Source organism: Kitasatospora sp. NPDC059648 (assembly GCF_042734825.1).
In the GTDB taxonomy this organism is placed as follows: domain Bacteria; phylum Actinomycetota; class Actinomycetes; order Streptomycetales; family Streptomycetaceae; genus Kitasatospora.
Genome location: NZ_JBHWDU010000010.1, coordinates 106659 through 119692 on the forward strand (window position 1 = coordinate 106659; position 13034 = coordinate 119692).

At 74.4% G+C, this 13034-nt stretch carries 14 protein-coding genes and 1 pseudogene; 7 read left to right on the top strand and 8 right to left on the bottom strand.

The window, feature by feature from the left end; genetic code table 11:
* Window positions 1-160: 160 nt before the first annotated feature.
* Window positions 161-1477, top strand: coding sequence for a histidine kinase (locus ACFV1W_RS09270; protein ID WP_380414583.1), 1317 nt, complete (start codon window positions 161-163; stop codon window positions 1475-1477).
* Complete coding sequence (locus tag ACFV1W_RS09275) at window positions 1474-2157, top strand: response regulator (protein WP_380414585.1); 684 nt, start codon at window positions 1474-1476, stop codon at window positions 2155-2157. Before ACFV1W_RS09270 ends, ACFV1W_RS09275 begins: the two co-directional genes overlap by 4 nt.
* A 234-nt stretch (window positions 2158-2391) precedes the next feature.
* Here the strand turns inward: ACFV1W_RS09275 and ACFV1W_RS09280 are convergent.
* A pseudogene (locus ACFV1W_RS09280) lies at window positions 2392-3209 on the bottom strand (lipase family protein).
* A gap of 221 nt (window positions 3210-3430) precedes the next feature.
* Here ACFV1W_RS09280 and ACFV1W_RS09285 point away from each other — a divergent pair.
* The gene (locus ACFV1W_RS09285; protein WP_380414587.1) at window positions 3431-4066 is read left to right on the top strand and encodes a TetR-like C-terminal domain-containing protein; all 636 of its coding nucleotides are present in this window, start codon (window positions 3431-3433) and stop codon (window positions 4064-4066) included.
* 38 nt (window positions 4067-4104) lie between these two features.
* Here the strand turns inward: ACFV1W_RS09285 and ACFV1W_RS09290 are convergent, their stop codons facing one another.
* From ACFV1W_RS09290 to ACFV1W_RS09300, 3 genes are all read right to left on the bottom strand, one after another.
* The gene (locus ACFV1W_RS09290) at window positions 4105-5469 is read right to left on the bottom strand and encodes an FAD-dependent oxidoreductase (RefSeq protein ID WP_380414589.1); all 1365 of its coding nucleotides are present in this window, start codon (window positions 5467-5469) and stop codon (window positions 4105-4107) included.
* Window positions 5470-5629: 160 nt separating this feature from the next.
* Window positions 5630-6445 carry a slipin family protein gene (locus tag ACFV1W_RS09295; protein ID WP_380414591.1) on the bottom strand — a complete coding sequence of 272 codons (816 nt, stop codon included), beginning with the start codon at window positions 6443-6445 and terminating at the stop codon, window positions 5630-5632.
* Between the two features lie 237 nt (window positions 6446-6682).
* Entirely contained in the window at window positions 6683-7543 is an 861-nt protein-coding gene (locus ACFV1W_RS09300; protein ID WP_380414593.1) for an NAD(P)H-binding protein, read from the bottom strand.
* Window positions 7544-7783: 240 nt separating this feature from the next.
* Between ACFV1W_RS09300 and ACFV1W_RS09305 the strand changes: the two genes are divergently transcribed.
* The gene (locus tag ACFV1W_RS09305; protein ID WP_380414595.1) at window positions 7784-8440 is read left to right on the top strand and encodes a pyridoxamine 5'-phosphate oxidase family protein; all 657 of its coding nucleotides are present in this window, start codon (window positions 7784-7786) and stop codon (window positions 8438-8440) included.
* Here the strand turns inward: ACFV1W_RS09305 and ACFV1W_RS09310 are convergent.
* Window positions 8412-8669 (bottom strand): hypothetical protein, encoded by a 258-nt coding sequence (locus tag ACFV1W_RS09310; protein ID WP_380414597.1) that lies wholly within the window; start codon window positions 8667-8669, stop codon window positions 8412-8414. The genes ACFV1W_RS09305 and ACFV1W_RS09310 overlap by 29 nt on opposite strands.
* 113 nt (window positions 8670-8782) lie before the next feature.
* Here ACFV1W_RS09310 and ACFV1W_RS09315 point away from each other — a divergent pair, with 113 nt between their 5' ends.
* Together ACFV1W_RS09315 and ACFV1W_RS09320 are read left to right on the top strand one after the other, a co-directional pair.
* Window positions 8783-9415, top strand: a complete 633-nt coding sequence (locus tag ACFV1W_RS09315) for an ATP-binding protein (protein WP_380414599.1) — start codon at window positions 8783-8785, stop codon at window positions 9413-9415.
* A gap of 87 nt (window positions 9416-9502) precedes the next feature.
* Complete coding sequence (locus tag ACFV1W_RS09320; protein ID WP_380414601.1) at window positions 9503-9745, top strand: plasmid mobilization protein; 243 nt, start codon at window positions 9503-9505, stop codon at window positions 9743-9745.
* 198 nt (window positions 9746-9943) lie between these two features.
* Here the strand turns inward: ACFV1W_RS09320 and ACFV1W_RS09325 are convergent, their stop codons facing one another.
* Entirely contained in the window at window positions 9944-10924 is a 981-nt protein-coding gene (locus ACFV1W_RS09325; RefSeq protein ID WP_380414603.1) for a phosphotransferase family protein, read from the bottom strand.
* 84 nt (window positions 10925-11008) lie between these two features.
* On the opposite strand from ACFV1W_RS09325, the gene ACFV1W_RS09330 reads away from it, so the two are divergent.
* Complete coding sequence (locus ACFV1W_RS09330; RefSeq protein ID WP_380414605.1) at window positions 11009-11404, top strand: hypothetical protein; 396 nt, start codon at window positions 11009-11011, stop codon at window positions 11402-11404.
* 157 nt (window positions 11405-11561) lie between these two features.
* Here the strand turns inward: ACFV1W_RS09330 and ACFV1W_RS09335 are convergent, their stop codons facing one another.
* Window positions 11562-12563, bottom strand: a complete 1002-nt coding sequence (locus tag ACFV1W_RS09335; protein ID WP_380414607.1) for a WD40 repeat domain-containing protein — start codon at window positions 12561-12563, stop codon at window positions 11562-11564.
* Between the two features lie 91 nt (window positions 12564-12654).
* Window positions 12655-13032, bottom strand: coding sequence for a hypothetical protein (locus ACFV1W_RS09340; protein ID WP_380414609.1), 378 nt, complete (start codon window positions 13030-13032; stop codon window positions 12655-12657).
* Window positions 13033-13034 lie beyond the last annotated feature (2 nt).

Below are 13034 nucleotides of genomic sequence, written 5' to 3' on the forward strand. Positions count from 1 at the left end.
CGGGGGGGGGGGGGGGGGCCCCGGGCGCCGGGGGGGGGGGGGGCCCGGGGGGGGGCCCCCCCCCCCCCCCCCGGCGCCCCCACCGCACCGCTTTCCGCGGAGCCCCGCCGTTTTCCGCGGAGCCCCGCACCGCTTCACGACCAGCAGGGAGACCCCACCGGTGAGCGAGGACCACGCCACCTCCGCCGGCCCGTTCTCGGCCGCCGACGTGCTGTCCGGCCACCCGCTGTTCGCCCGGCTGGCCCGGATCGGCCAGCGGCTGCGCGAGGCGGACCGCGCTCACCCCTGGGGGCTGGACGCCGCCGTGGTGGCCGTCGTCTTCCTGGTGTTCTGCCTGCCCGACCTCGTCCCGGGCCACGGCGACGGCGGTCCGCACGAGCACCGGCTCGCCCTGGTCCGCCCGCCGCTGCCGGCCACCCTGGCCCTGCAGGCGGGCCTGGTGCTGCCGCTGCTGTGGCGCCGACGGCGGCCCACCGAGGCCTTCGCGGCGATCATGGCGGTCTTCGTGCTGCAGTGGTCGCTGGGCATCGGCCTGCGCGCCGACGCCGCCCTGCTGGTGGCGCTCTACAGCCTGGCTCTGCACGGGCGGCTGCGGCACCTGCCCTGGTCCTGCGCGGTGATGGTCGGCGCGATGGCCCTGGTCGCGGTGGAGGTCTCCGGCGGCGGGCTGCCGGTCGGGGACGCCCTGTTCTTCCTGGTCAGCGCCGCCACCGCGGGCGTCGCCCTGGGCCTCGCGGTGCGCATCCGGCGGGCCCAGCTGGCCGGGCTGCGCGAGCGCGCCGCCCGGCTGGAGATCGAGCGCGACCAGCGCAGCCGGCTGGCCACCGCCACCGAACGCACCCGGGTGGCCCGGGAGATGCACGACATCATCGGCCACAACCTGTCCGTCATCGTCACCCTGGCCGACGGCGGCGCCTATGCCGCCCAGACCTCCCCCGAGCGCGGCCGGGAGGCGCTCCAGCTGATCGGCGAGACCAGCCGCCAGGCGCTCGGCGAGCTGCGCCGGATGCTCGGCGTGCTGCGCGACCAGGCCGACCGGACCGCCGAGTTCAACCCGCAGCCCGGCATCGCCGACCTCGACGGGCTGTGCGCCCGGATCCGCGCCGCCGGCCCCCAGGTGGTGTACACCGTCGGCGGCGACCTGGACCAGCTCGACCGCGGCGTCCAGCTGATGGCCTACCGGATCGTCCAGGAGGCGCTCACCAACACCCTCAAGCACGCGGGCCCCGAGACCCGGGCGCACGTGACCCTGACCGCCGACGCCACCCGGCTGCGGGTGCGGATCCAGGACAGCGGCCCGCCCGGCGGCACCCGCCGGCCGGTGCGCCCGGACGGCGAGGGGCACGGCCTGGCCGGGATGCGCGAACGCGCGGCCCTGTACGGCGGCACCGTCACGGCGGGCCCCGGCCCTGGGGCAGGATGGACCGTGGAGGCCGTACTGGACCTCACCCCCGACCCGACAGGCGGCCACCCGTGACCACCGTCCTCATCGTGGACGACCAGCCACTGCAGCGCTACGGCTTCCGGATGCTGCTTGAGAGCCAGCCCGACACCGAGGTGGTCGGCGAGGCCGCCCACGGCGCCGAGGCGGTCCGGCTGGCCGCCGACCTGCGGCCCGACGTCGTCCTGATGGACATCCGGATGCCCGGCATGGACGGCATCGAGGCGACCCGCCGGATCGTCGCCGGCGGCGGACGCTCGCGGATCCTGGTGCTCACCACCTTCGACCTGGACGAGTACGCCCACGCCGCGCTGCGCGCCGGGGCCAGCGGTTTCCTGCTCAAGGACGCGCGGCCGGAGGAACTGCTCGCCGGGATCCGGGCGGTGGCCGAGGGCGACGCGGTGGTGGCCCCGGCGATCACCCGGCGGCTGCTCGACGCCTACGCCCACCACCTGCCGGTCCGTCCGCCCGGCGCGGTGCCCGTGGACGACCCCAGGCTGGAGGCGCTGACCGAGCGCGAGCGGGAGATCCTGGTGGCCATCGCGCAGGGCTGGACCAACAGCGAGATCGCCCAGCGGCTGGTGCTGGCCGAATCGACCGTCAAGACGCACGTGAGCCGGGTGCTGGGGAAGATCGGCGCCCGGGACCGGGTGCAGGCGGTGATCTTCGCCTACGACCGCGGGCTGACCCGGCCGAACCCGCCGATCGCGGGATGAGCCGACGGCCCCGGGCGCCTTCCTGATGTGCCGGGCCCTGCCATACTCGGTGCCGACCGGGGTCTCCCGCGACCGGTGGGGGCGCGGCACGGAGGTCGACAGGGCGGGGTCGGTGCGCTCGTCGGTGTGCCAGAACCGCGACTGGAAGGCGAGGAACAGCGCCGTCCAGCGGTTCTCGTGCCAAGCCGGCCCCACTACGGCGGGTGACGGCGCCGCCGGCGGGCGGTCGGCCGCTCAGAGGTTCTTCCCCAGCGCCGTGAGGTAGCTGCGCACGAAGTGGTTGCGCACGCCCTCGCCGGTGGGCTCGAAGGCGGCGGAGGTCAGGCCCTTGGCGCGGTCGGCGAGGTCGGAGACCAGGCCGCTGGCGCCCTCGTGGACGGTCCCCGCGGAGTCGATGAACCGCAGCGCGTCGATGTGGGTGAAGGCCGGCTCCGGCGGCAGCTGGGGGACGACGTCGTTGTTGTTGACGAAGCGGTAACTCCGCCCCTTGAGCGCCTTGTCGTAGGCGGCGGTGAGCAGCCGGTCGCACGTGCGGGGCTGGCCGAAGGTGTACACGCCGTCGGCCGTCAGGCGCGGGTCCTCCAGGTTGAGACGGGCGGCGGCGAGCATCGCCAGGGCGCCGGCTGTGGCCGGTGAACCGGACGGTCTGGTCGTTGTCGCGCAGTCCGGCGAGCGTCTTGCGGACGTCGGGGAGGACCGACTCCAGCGCCTCGGCGAAGCCGTAGTGGACGTAGCCGGTGCCCGGCCGGGCCGGGCCAGGGCGGGGTGGTGGAGTCGGTGAGCCAGTCGCGGATCTCCTTGGGTTCGGTGCCCCGGAAGGCGACCACGATCATCCGGTCGCTCGCCATGGTGCAGGCCTGGGTGTCTTCGAGCGGGAACGGCGGGGTGAACCGGGTGTCGTGGTGGTGCACCGTGTCGAAGCCCCAGTCGTGCGCCTGCCGGTCGATCGTGGCGTCGTCCTTGTAGGCGAGGTCGGCGGCCCTGGCCAGGTTGTAGGCGTGGGCGAGGCTGCAGCCGGTCGCGGTCTGGTCGAAGGTGGTGGGTACGGCCACGGCGGGGACCGCCTTTCGCCGGGGAAGGTGCCCCTCGTTGGTAGCGGACCCGTCGGCCGCCGCCGGGGTGGCGGGCCCTGGAGTCACCCGTCCGGAGCGCCGCACGGACCGATGGCTCCACGGGACCGGCGGGGGCTCGGGCCCTGGGAGGGAACGGGTTCGTTCACTAACATTGGCGGTAGGCCAGGAGAACAGGGAACCCTCCCGGAAGGTCCGCAGCCATGTCCGCTGAAGCCCGAACCGGTGAGCGGGGCACCGAGCGCGCGGCGGCGACGGCGGCTCCGGTCCGTCGGCGCGGTGAGGCCCTGGAGAGCGCCATCTACGGGGCGGCCCTCCAGCAGCTCACCGCCGACGGCTACGCGCGGCTCACCATGGAGGGCGTGGCCGCCGCCGCACAGACCGGGAAGGCCGCCCTCTACCGGCGCTGGTCCTCCAAGGAGGAGCTGGTGATGGACGCGCTGCGGGCCAGCCTGCCCCCGGCCGGAGCGGCGCCCGACACCGGCAGCCTGCGCGGGGACCTCCTCGCGGTGGTGACCGGGCTGCGCGGCGCGATGTTCAGCGAACCGGGGGCCGCCGTCCGCGCGGTCATGGGCGAGATCGACCACCAGCGCGCCCACGTCTTCCTGGAGCTGGTGCTGGAGCGGGTGGTCGGGCCGACCACCGCGCTGATCGCCGCGGTGCTCGACCGGGGCGCCGCACGGGGCGAGGTCCGTCCCGGGGCGGTCACCCCACTGGTCACCGACGTGGTGCCGGCGCTGATCCTGTACCGGATCAAGATGTGCGGCGGGGGCGCGGTCGAACTCGATCCGGCGGCGATCGTGGACGAGGTGCTGCTGCCGATCGTCCGCCGCGAGTAGGGCCTGTCCGGCACGATCCGCCGGACGGGCCCCGTGGCTCAGGCCCCGCTGTGGCGGAGCATGTCCTCGCGCTCGACGACCTTGACCCGCTCGCGGTCCTGGGCCCGGCCGAGGGCGCGCTCGTGGGCGTCGAGCTGCTTCCAGCCGTCCCAGGTGGTGTAGCGGACGCCGCGGGCGCGCAGGTGCTCCTCGACCGCCGCCGGGTCGGGTTCGGCGGCGCCGGGCAGGCGGCCGCCGGCGTGGTCGTCCAGCAGGCAGGCGACCGTCTCGTTGGCGTCGCCCTTGGTGTGGCCGATCAGGCCGACCGGGCCGCGCTTGATCCAGCCGGTCACGTAGACGGCGGGCAGGTGGCCGCCGTCGCCGTCCAGCACGCGGCCGGACCGGTGCGGGACGGTGCCGGAGACCGGGTCGAAGGGCAGCTTGGGCAGTTCGTCGGAGTAGTAGCCGACGGCCCGGTAGACGGCCTGGACGTCCCAGTCGGTGTGGCGGCCGGTGCCGCGCACGTTGCCGGTGCCGTCCAGCTCGGTGCGCTCGGTGCGCAGGCCGACCACCCGGCCGTCCTCGCCGAGGACCTCGACCGGGGACTCGAAGAAGTGCAGGTACACCCGGTGGGGGCGGTCGCCGACGTCGCGGATCGCCCAGTTCTCGACCGTGGCGGCGACCAGGTCGACGTGCTTCACGGCGCGGCGCTCGGCGATCGAGCCCTCGTCGTACTCGATGTCCTCCGGGTTGACGATCACCTCGATGGTGGGCGAGTGGTCGAGCTCGCGCAGCTCCATCGGGCTGAACCTGGCCTGCGCCGGGCCGCGGCGGCCGAAGACGTGCACCTCGACGGCGCGGTTGCGGCGCAGGCCCTCGTACACGTTCGGCGGGATCTCGGTGGGCAGCAGCTCGTCGGCGGTCTTGGCGAGGATCCGGGCGACGTCCAGGGCGACGTTGCCGACGCCGAGGACGGCGACCTTCTCGGCCTCCAGCGGCCAGGTGCGGGGAACGTCCGGGTGGCCGTCGTAAAAGGAGACGAAGTCGGCCGCGCCGTAGGAGCCGTCCAGCTCGATGCCGGGCAGGTCGAGCGAGCGGTCGGCCATCGCGCCGGTGGCGAAGACCACGGCGTCGTAGTGGCGGTGCAGGTCGTCCAGGGCGAGGTCGGACGGGTAGTCGACGTTGCCGAAGAGCCGGACCTGGGGCTTGTCCAGCACCTGGTGCAGCGCGGTGACGATGCCCTTGATCCGCGGGTGGTCGGGGGCGACGCCGTAGCGGATCAGGCCGAACGGGGCGGGCATCCGCTCGAACAGGTCGATCGAGACACCGGGCGCCTGCGCGGCATCGGACTTCAGCAGGGCGTCGGCGGCGTAGATGCCGGCGGGGCCGGCTCCGACGATGGCGACTCGGATCGGGCGGGTCATGCGGGTGGATCCTCCGGTCGGGCGCAGGGGAGGTGAATTGGTCTGGACCCTCGCAGCCAACCCGCTGTTCGAACGGAGGTGTAGTCGGTACTGATCTATGAGGCCATAGAACGGACCTATGGCCGGTTCGGGAACTCCTCCCGAACCGGCCGAGTGGGCGTCAGTCGCGCCCGGCGTCGGTGGCCTGCGGCGGAACGGCCGGGGCCGCGTCGGCCCGGCCTTCGGTGAGGCGGGCCGTGGAGGCCTCGAAGAAACGCAGCAGCTCCACCGGGAACGGCAGCACGAGCGTCGAGTTCTTCTCCGCCGCGACCTCGACCACCGTCTGCAGCATGCGCAGCTGCATCGCCTCCGGGGTCTCGGCCATCTTGCTCGCCGCCTCGGCGAGCTTGGCGGCCGCCTGGTACTCGCCATCCGCGGTGATGATACGGGCCCGGCGCTCGCGGTCGGCCTCGGCCTGGCGGGCCATCGAGCGCTTCATCGAGTCGGGCAGGCTGACGTCCTTGATCTCCACCCGGTCGATGTGCACGCCCCAGCCCGCCGCCGGGCTCTCCAGCATGAGTTCCAGGCCCTGGTGCAGGTTCTCCCGCCCGGACAGCAGGTCGTCCAGCTCGCTCTTGCCGATGATCGAGCGCAACGAGGTCTGGGCGACCTGCAGCATGGCGAAGCCGTAGTTCTGCACGTCCACGGTGGCCTTGATCGGCTCGACCACGCGGAAGTACAGCACCGCGTCGACGCTCACCGAGACGTTGTCCTTGGTGATGCCCTCCTGGGCGGGCACCGGCATGGTGACCACCTGGACGTTCACCTTGCGCATCCGGTCGAGCACCGGCACCAGCATCGTCAGACCGGGCTCGCGGACCTGTCCGCGCACCCTGCCGAGCCGGAACACCACACCGCGCTCGTACTGCTGCACCACCCGCACGCCGGTCACCAGCCACAGCAGGACGACCACCACGACGATCACGAGTACCGCCACGCCCGTTCTACCTTCTCCCCGTCGCGGCGCAGCCGGGCCGGGTCCGGGATGGCCCTGTCGCCGGGTGCTCGCCGCGCGCAGCACAGTATGCGCCCGGCGGGGCGGGACGGTAAGGCGTGTGGAGCAGGATCTTGACGCATCGTTGACGGCCGGCGCGGGAGCGGGAACCGTGGCGCGCCGCCGAGGCCACGCGGGGGTGCGCCACGGGGCCGACGACGGCGCGCCCCCGGGGACGGCTCAGGCGCGGAAGACCTCGGCGTTCTCGGCCGCGAACTCGGCGAAGGTGCGCGGCGGACGGCCGGTCAGCTTCTCCACGTCCGAGCTGACCGCAGAGGCCCGCCCGGACGCGTACAGCCCGTACAGCTCGACCATGCCCTCGGCGCGCCACCGCTCCCAGCCCATGCCGAGCAGGCCCTCCAGGGCCACCTCGGGGGTGAGCGCGGCGTACGCGACCGGGTGGCCGGCCACGGCAGCCAACTGCTCGGCCAGTTCGCCGTGGGTGAGTGCCGCCGGGCCGGTCAGGGTGTAGACCGCGCCCTCGTGCCCCTCGGTGGCCAGCACCTCGACGGCGGCCGCCGCGACGTCCCGGGCGTCCACGTACGACACCGCGCCCTCGCCGCCGGGCACGGCCAGGTGGCCGGCCTTGACGGTCGGGGCCGTGCCGAGGAAGTTCTGGTAGAAGCCGTTCGGGCCGAGCACCGTCCACGGCAGGCCGGAGGCCTTCAGGTGGTCCAGGCCCGCGATGTGCGCGCCGATGAAGCGCACGCCCTCCGGGCGGTTCTCGATGCCGACGGCCGCGTGCAGCACGATCCGCGGGCGTCGGCCGGTGCGGACGGCCGCGTCGATCACGTTCTTCTCGTGCCGGGCCATCTCCGGGTGCACGGCCACCAGCAGGTAGATCGTGTCGGCCCCGGCGAGGGCGGCGTCCAGCGACGCCGGGTCGGCGAAGTCGGCGGCGACCCGCTCGACCGCCTGGTCCCACTCGGCGGGGCCCTCGGACCCGGCGCGCACCAGCGCCCGTACCGACTGGCCGCGCTCACGCAGACCCACGACCACCTTGGACCCGACCGTACCGGTGGCACCCGTTACGACGATCACCGATGTGTCTCCTCGTCCCCGTTCCCGACGCGGACCTGATTCCGCGTCAGGGAGATGATCGCAGGCGGGGAATGGCGGAACAAGCCGGGCCCGCACGGACCGCGCGGGGCGTGCCGACACGCACGGGGCCCTGCCCTTCCTCGACTCGGCGATGGCCGGGCGCTTGGATGGATCGGGCCTGGTCACCGCCCGGACGCCGGTCCGGTGCCCCCTGGGGGGTCGAGCCGAGGAGCCACCACCGTGAACCACCCGTCCGATCCCGACCCCACCGATGTGGCCCGCCGGGTCGCCGAACGGCGCGAGCGGCTCGGCCTCAGCGAGGAGGACCTGGCCCACCGGGCGGCGATGGCGCCGCGCTACCTGGGCGACCTGCTCCAGGCCGGGCCCGCCTTCGATCCCGGCGGCTTCGTCAGGATCGCCGCCGCGCTCGGCGCGACCCGGGACGAACTCCTGGCGGACGGCACGGACACCCCGCCCGGTCTCGGCGGGCCCGGCCCGCGGCCGAGACTGCTCAACCTGACCGACGCCGAGTGCTGGGAGCTGGTCGGCTCGCACGGGATCGGCCGGATCGCCCTGCCGGTGCGGCCCGGCCCGGCGGTCCGGCCGGTCAACTACGTGGTCGACCGGGCCTCCTTCGCCTACCGGACCGGTGAGCGGACGGGGACCGCCCCGGAGGAGGGGGCGGAGGTGTCCCTGGAGGTCGACCGCATCGACGAGTTCCAGGGCCGCGGCTGGACCGTGCTCGTCGTCGGCTCCGCCCACTACGTCGACGACCCGGAGGAGCGGCGCCGCCTCGACGCCCTGCCCGGCGCGGCCCCGTGGGCGGGCGGCGACCGGCCGCGCTGGGTGCGGATCCGGCCCGAGGAGATCAGCGGTCGGCGGCTGGTGACCGGCTGAGCGCGGAGGCGCCGGTGGCGGAGCGCGGGGCCGCCAGGTGGCGGGCCAGGGCGAGGGCGGTCAGGAGGGCGAGCAGCGTGCACACGCCCCACCAGCCGGCCAGCGCCCAGACCCGGGCGCCGAGCCAGGAGCCCGCGCTGCCGCCCAGGTAGGCGCAGGTCATGTAGGCGGTCTTGAGCCGGCCCACGTCACCCCGAGCGCGGTCTCCCGGCAGCTGCGGCTGCTCCACGCCACCGGGCTGGTCGCGCGGGCCGGGACGGCCGTCAAGTCCTCTACCGCCGCAGCGGGTTGGGGGACCAGCTGGTGGCGGGCGGCGGCTGAACGGTCGGGCATACTCGTCGGATGGACGGACGCGCCAGGGCTGCCTGGACCAACACCACCCACGACTGGGCCGTCGCCGTGGACGCCGGGCACCTCGCCGGGATCCGCGCGGCGGCCGTGGAGTTCGCACCGGGCGGGGTCGAGCACCTCGTCCTGGAGGTGCTCGCCTACCCGGGCGACGAGGCGGCCGCGCGCGGCGCTGGCCGAGCCGTCGTCACCGTGCACGCCGACGGCTCGGTCTCCGTCCGCGACGACGGGCGGGGCACCGACACCCGGGTCGACGAGCACGGCGAGGTGGTCAAGAAGCCCGTCATGGCCACCAAGGACCTGCGCTTCTTCGACCGGCCCGAGGCGGAGCGGCTCCCGGACGGGCACCCGCGCCGCGGCATGTCGGTGGTCGCGGCGCTCAGCTCCTGGCTCGTGCACACCAACCGCCGGCACAGCGGGGCCTGGACCCAGCGCTACGAGCACGGCCTGCCGGTGACCGGCCTCGATCCGATCGAGCCCGACGGCACCACCGGCACCTGCGTGACCTTCCGGCCCGATCCGTCGCTGCTCCCGCAGAGCCCGTTGGACGCGGACCGGCTGAGCCGGTGGGCGGCGCACTGGACCGCCCTGGAGGTCCGCGTCGAGTCCTCCGGGCGGGACGGTTGAGCCCTGCGGCCGGGGCGGGGAACGAGCAGGCCCCACTGGCCCGGGGCCGCCTTGTAGCGGGCGCTACCGGCAGCTACGCTCACCGCCATGAAGCAGCTGAACGTCCGCCTGGACGACGCCGTGCACCAGGCGCTGGAGCGGCGCGCCGAGGCCGCCGGGATGAGCCTGCCGGACTACGCGCGCAAGGTGCTGGCGGAGGAGGCGGACGAGCGCCGCGAGCGCTTCCTGACCGCCGCCGCCCACTTCGCCCAGGCCTGGGGCCCCGCCTTCGAGGCGGAGTTCGGCCCGTACCCGGCCCCCGCCCGCGGCGCGGCGGCGGACGCCGCGTGATCCTGCGGATCGACCGGGCCTGGCTGCTCGACCTGGTACCGCTGAACCGCCGCCCGTGGGCCCGCCCGTTGTACGAGAAGTCGGACCGGCCGACTTCTCGTGCAACGGGCGGGCGCGCCAGGGCCAGCGGTCTGCCCTGGGGTCCTGCGACATCCGGTCATGGTCGCAGACGGCGCGGGGCCCTCGGGGGACGGTCCTTCAACGGACCAGGTCCAGGGCCCGGTTCAGGTTGTACTCGGCGATGGCCGCCATCGCAGCCCGGTCGGGGAAGTGCCCGTCCAGCAGCCGCAGCGGCCCCGCGGTGAGGGAGAGCCGCTGGGCCAGCAGGTAGAGGGCGAGCCGGTCCTCGTCCAGCCCGGCCGCCTCCAACGGCCGGTAGGCCTCGTGCAGTCGGATCCGCAGGAACACGTGCTCCCACTCGACGTCGAAGTACATCGTGCCTTCGAGGTCGATCACCACGGGCTGCCCGGACGCGTCCACCAGCACGTGGTCGGGCCCCAGCTCCCCGTGCACGACGGCGTACTCCGTCCGCGGCCGCACCGCCCCCGCCAGGGTCCGCAGCCGCGCTTCCAGCCGCTCGCGGGAGGCCGTGATCCGGGGATCGCGCGCCGCCGCCCCGGCGAGGTCCCGCAGGGCGCGCTCCAGCACGACCCCCTCGCAGGAACTCCCGTGCGAGGCGCCGCCCGCATCGACCACGGCGACCTTGCCGTACCGCGGTGCCCGGTGGCCGCGCATCGCCGCCAAGGCCTCCCCGAGCCGGGCCAGGACCGGAGCGGCGGCCCGCGGATCGCGCGCGAGCATGGACTCCAGGCTCTCGCCCGGCACGTCCTCGACGACCGCCAGGTCGGCCGGGCCGTACGCACCGTCGCGGTCGACCAGCCGGATCGCCGGGACGCGGACGCCCAGGCCGGCCAGCCGGTCGTGCGCCGCCACGAACAGGTCGAGTCCGAGACCCGGGGAGAAGGGGTCGGCGAGGTCGTCGTCGCCCTCGGCGGTCGGCCAGTAGTTCTCGGCATCGGCCCAGCGGTAGGCGACCGCCGTCGTCCCGTCGTCCGTCACCAGGCGGTACACGCCCTTCTTGCTGCCGCCCGCCAGCCGCTCGACGGCTGCCAGCCGCCCACCGAGGGCAGCCCGCGCCGCCCCCGCCAACTGCGCCCGCGTCGCCGCCTCGGCCGCCATCGGTGCACCCCGCCTCCCCGTCTCCACGATCCGCGCACCCTACCCGGTGCCGGGCGCGCGGGGCGGCGTGAGGGCCTTGCGGCGATGAATGCAGGGGGCGATGAGGCGGCGGTCGGCGGACGACTGCACCGGCGCGGCTGGCGCAAGGCGTTCACCGTCGAGGAGATGGTGGGCAGTTGGGCCTGGCTGGTCGGCGAGGTCGAGCGCGGTTACGAGGACGACGTGGACAAGTACGTCAACGACCTGTCCTGCCGGAACTGGCTGCACGAGGCGTGGCTGCTGCTGGACGACCGGACCGTGCTGCTCTGGACGGGCAGGATCGAGGAGTCGGACCGGCGGTTCCGCGAAGCGACCGTCGACGACGACGGTGTCGCCCTCGGCCGGTTCCACCGCATCCCGCCGCCCGCGCTGTGGTGGTGGCGACGCCATCCGCGCGTGCTGGTCGGGGACCTCGACCGCCCGTTGCGACCGTCGATCTGAGCGCGGCCGCGCGCGGTGCGGGGCCTGTCGCCGCTGTGCTGGACCTGATGGGCGGCGACGGCAACGAGAACGCCGGCGCCTTCGCCGAGCCCGTCGGGTTTCCACCGCACCGTCTCGCGCAGTGCATGGGCCTGTCATGCGCGGATGGAGCGTGCCGTCAGCCGCAAGGACGTCGGTACGGGGTGCCGGGGAAGTACTGGTGCCACTGGTCGGGGGTGATGGCGGTGCCCACGGTGTCGCAGAGGTGGCGGGTGAGCCGGTCGATGCCGGGGTCGATGAGGAGGACGCGGCTCGGTGCGCCGTCCTTTCCGGCCTCGCTGACCAGGAGACTGCGCCCGTCGGGGCTGAAGCGGGCACCGTAGACGATGCGCGAGGCGGTGAACGTGGCGACCTCGGCCGGCTCGTGGGGATCTGCCACCCGCCACAGGTGGAGCCGTCCCGAATCGGGGTCGGCAGCTCCGCGGGACATGGTGTTGCTGACGAGCAGGCGGTCGTCGGGGCTGAAACGGAGGTCGGACTGTCGTTCAACGGCGAGGGAGCCGGCCCGCGCGGGGTGGTGGATGTCGCCGATGTCCCACAGGTCGACGGTCGTGTCGGTCGCCACCGCGAGGGTGCGGCCGTCATGGCTGAGTGCGAAGCCGTTCACGGTGCCATTGGCGACCTCGGCATGGTAGGGGTGCCGGAGATCGCTGAGATCCCACAGCTGGACGGTCTTCGGGTTGGTGCCCTGGATCCTGGCCGTGGTGATCGCGAGCAGGTTCGACACGTGGTCCTCCGCCTCGGGGTTGTCGCCGAGGTCGATCGGCGGGGCGGCGGCCGGATGCCGGGGGTCGCTGAGGTCCCAGACGCCCATCCGGTGACTCTCCAGACGGTCCACGGAGACCAGCTTCCGATTGACGAGGCGTATCCTGCCCGGCGGTTGAGGGGACTGGATGGTGGAGAGCTCCTTCGGGGCCCGAGCGTCCTTCGCGTCCCAGACGTGGATCCGGCCGTCCCGACCGTTTGCCACGACGAGCCCGTCCTCGATGTCCAGGTCGGCGGTGAACGTGGCGAGGGCTCCGCCGTGTTCGACGAACTCGGCGGGTTCGTTGAGCGTGCCGCCCTGGGAGGGATGGTCGGTCCGGGTCGGTGACGTCCCAGAGCCGGGGGAGCCCGACATCGCTGTACGTCAGCAGGGTGTGCCGGGGACGTGGCTGCCGGTCCCGATGACCAGGGCCCGGGCACCGGGGAGTCCCAACGGCAGTCCGGCGTCACTCATCGCCGTCCGGGAGTGCGGCCGGGCCGGGGCGGTCGGCGAGCGAGCGGCCCACCTCGCGGACGAGATCGGCGACGCCGTCCGGCCTGAGGCCGTGCACCGCCGTCGCCCGCAGTTCGATCGAGCTGCCGTCCGCGCGGGTCACCTGGACCACCGTCTCGCCGGCGCGCCGCCGGATCCAGGCGATCAGGGCGCTGGTCAGGCCGGAGACGGCGCCGCCCGTGCCGACCGCGACGGTGAGCACGTCGGCGACGGTGCCCAGCGAGCCGGGCTGCGGCGGTGCGGCCTCCAGCTCGACCCGCCCGCGCAGTTCCTCCTCGGCCCGCAGCCAGGCCAGCAGGGACGCAGTGGCGCCGCGGTCGGCGTCGGTCACAC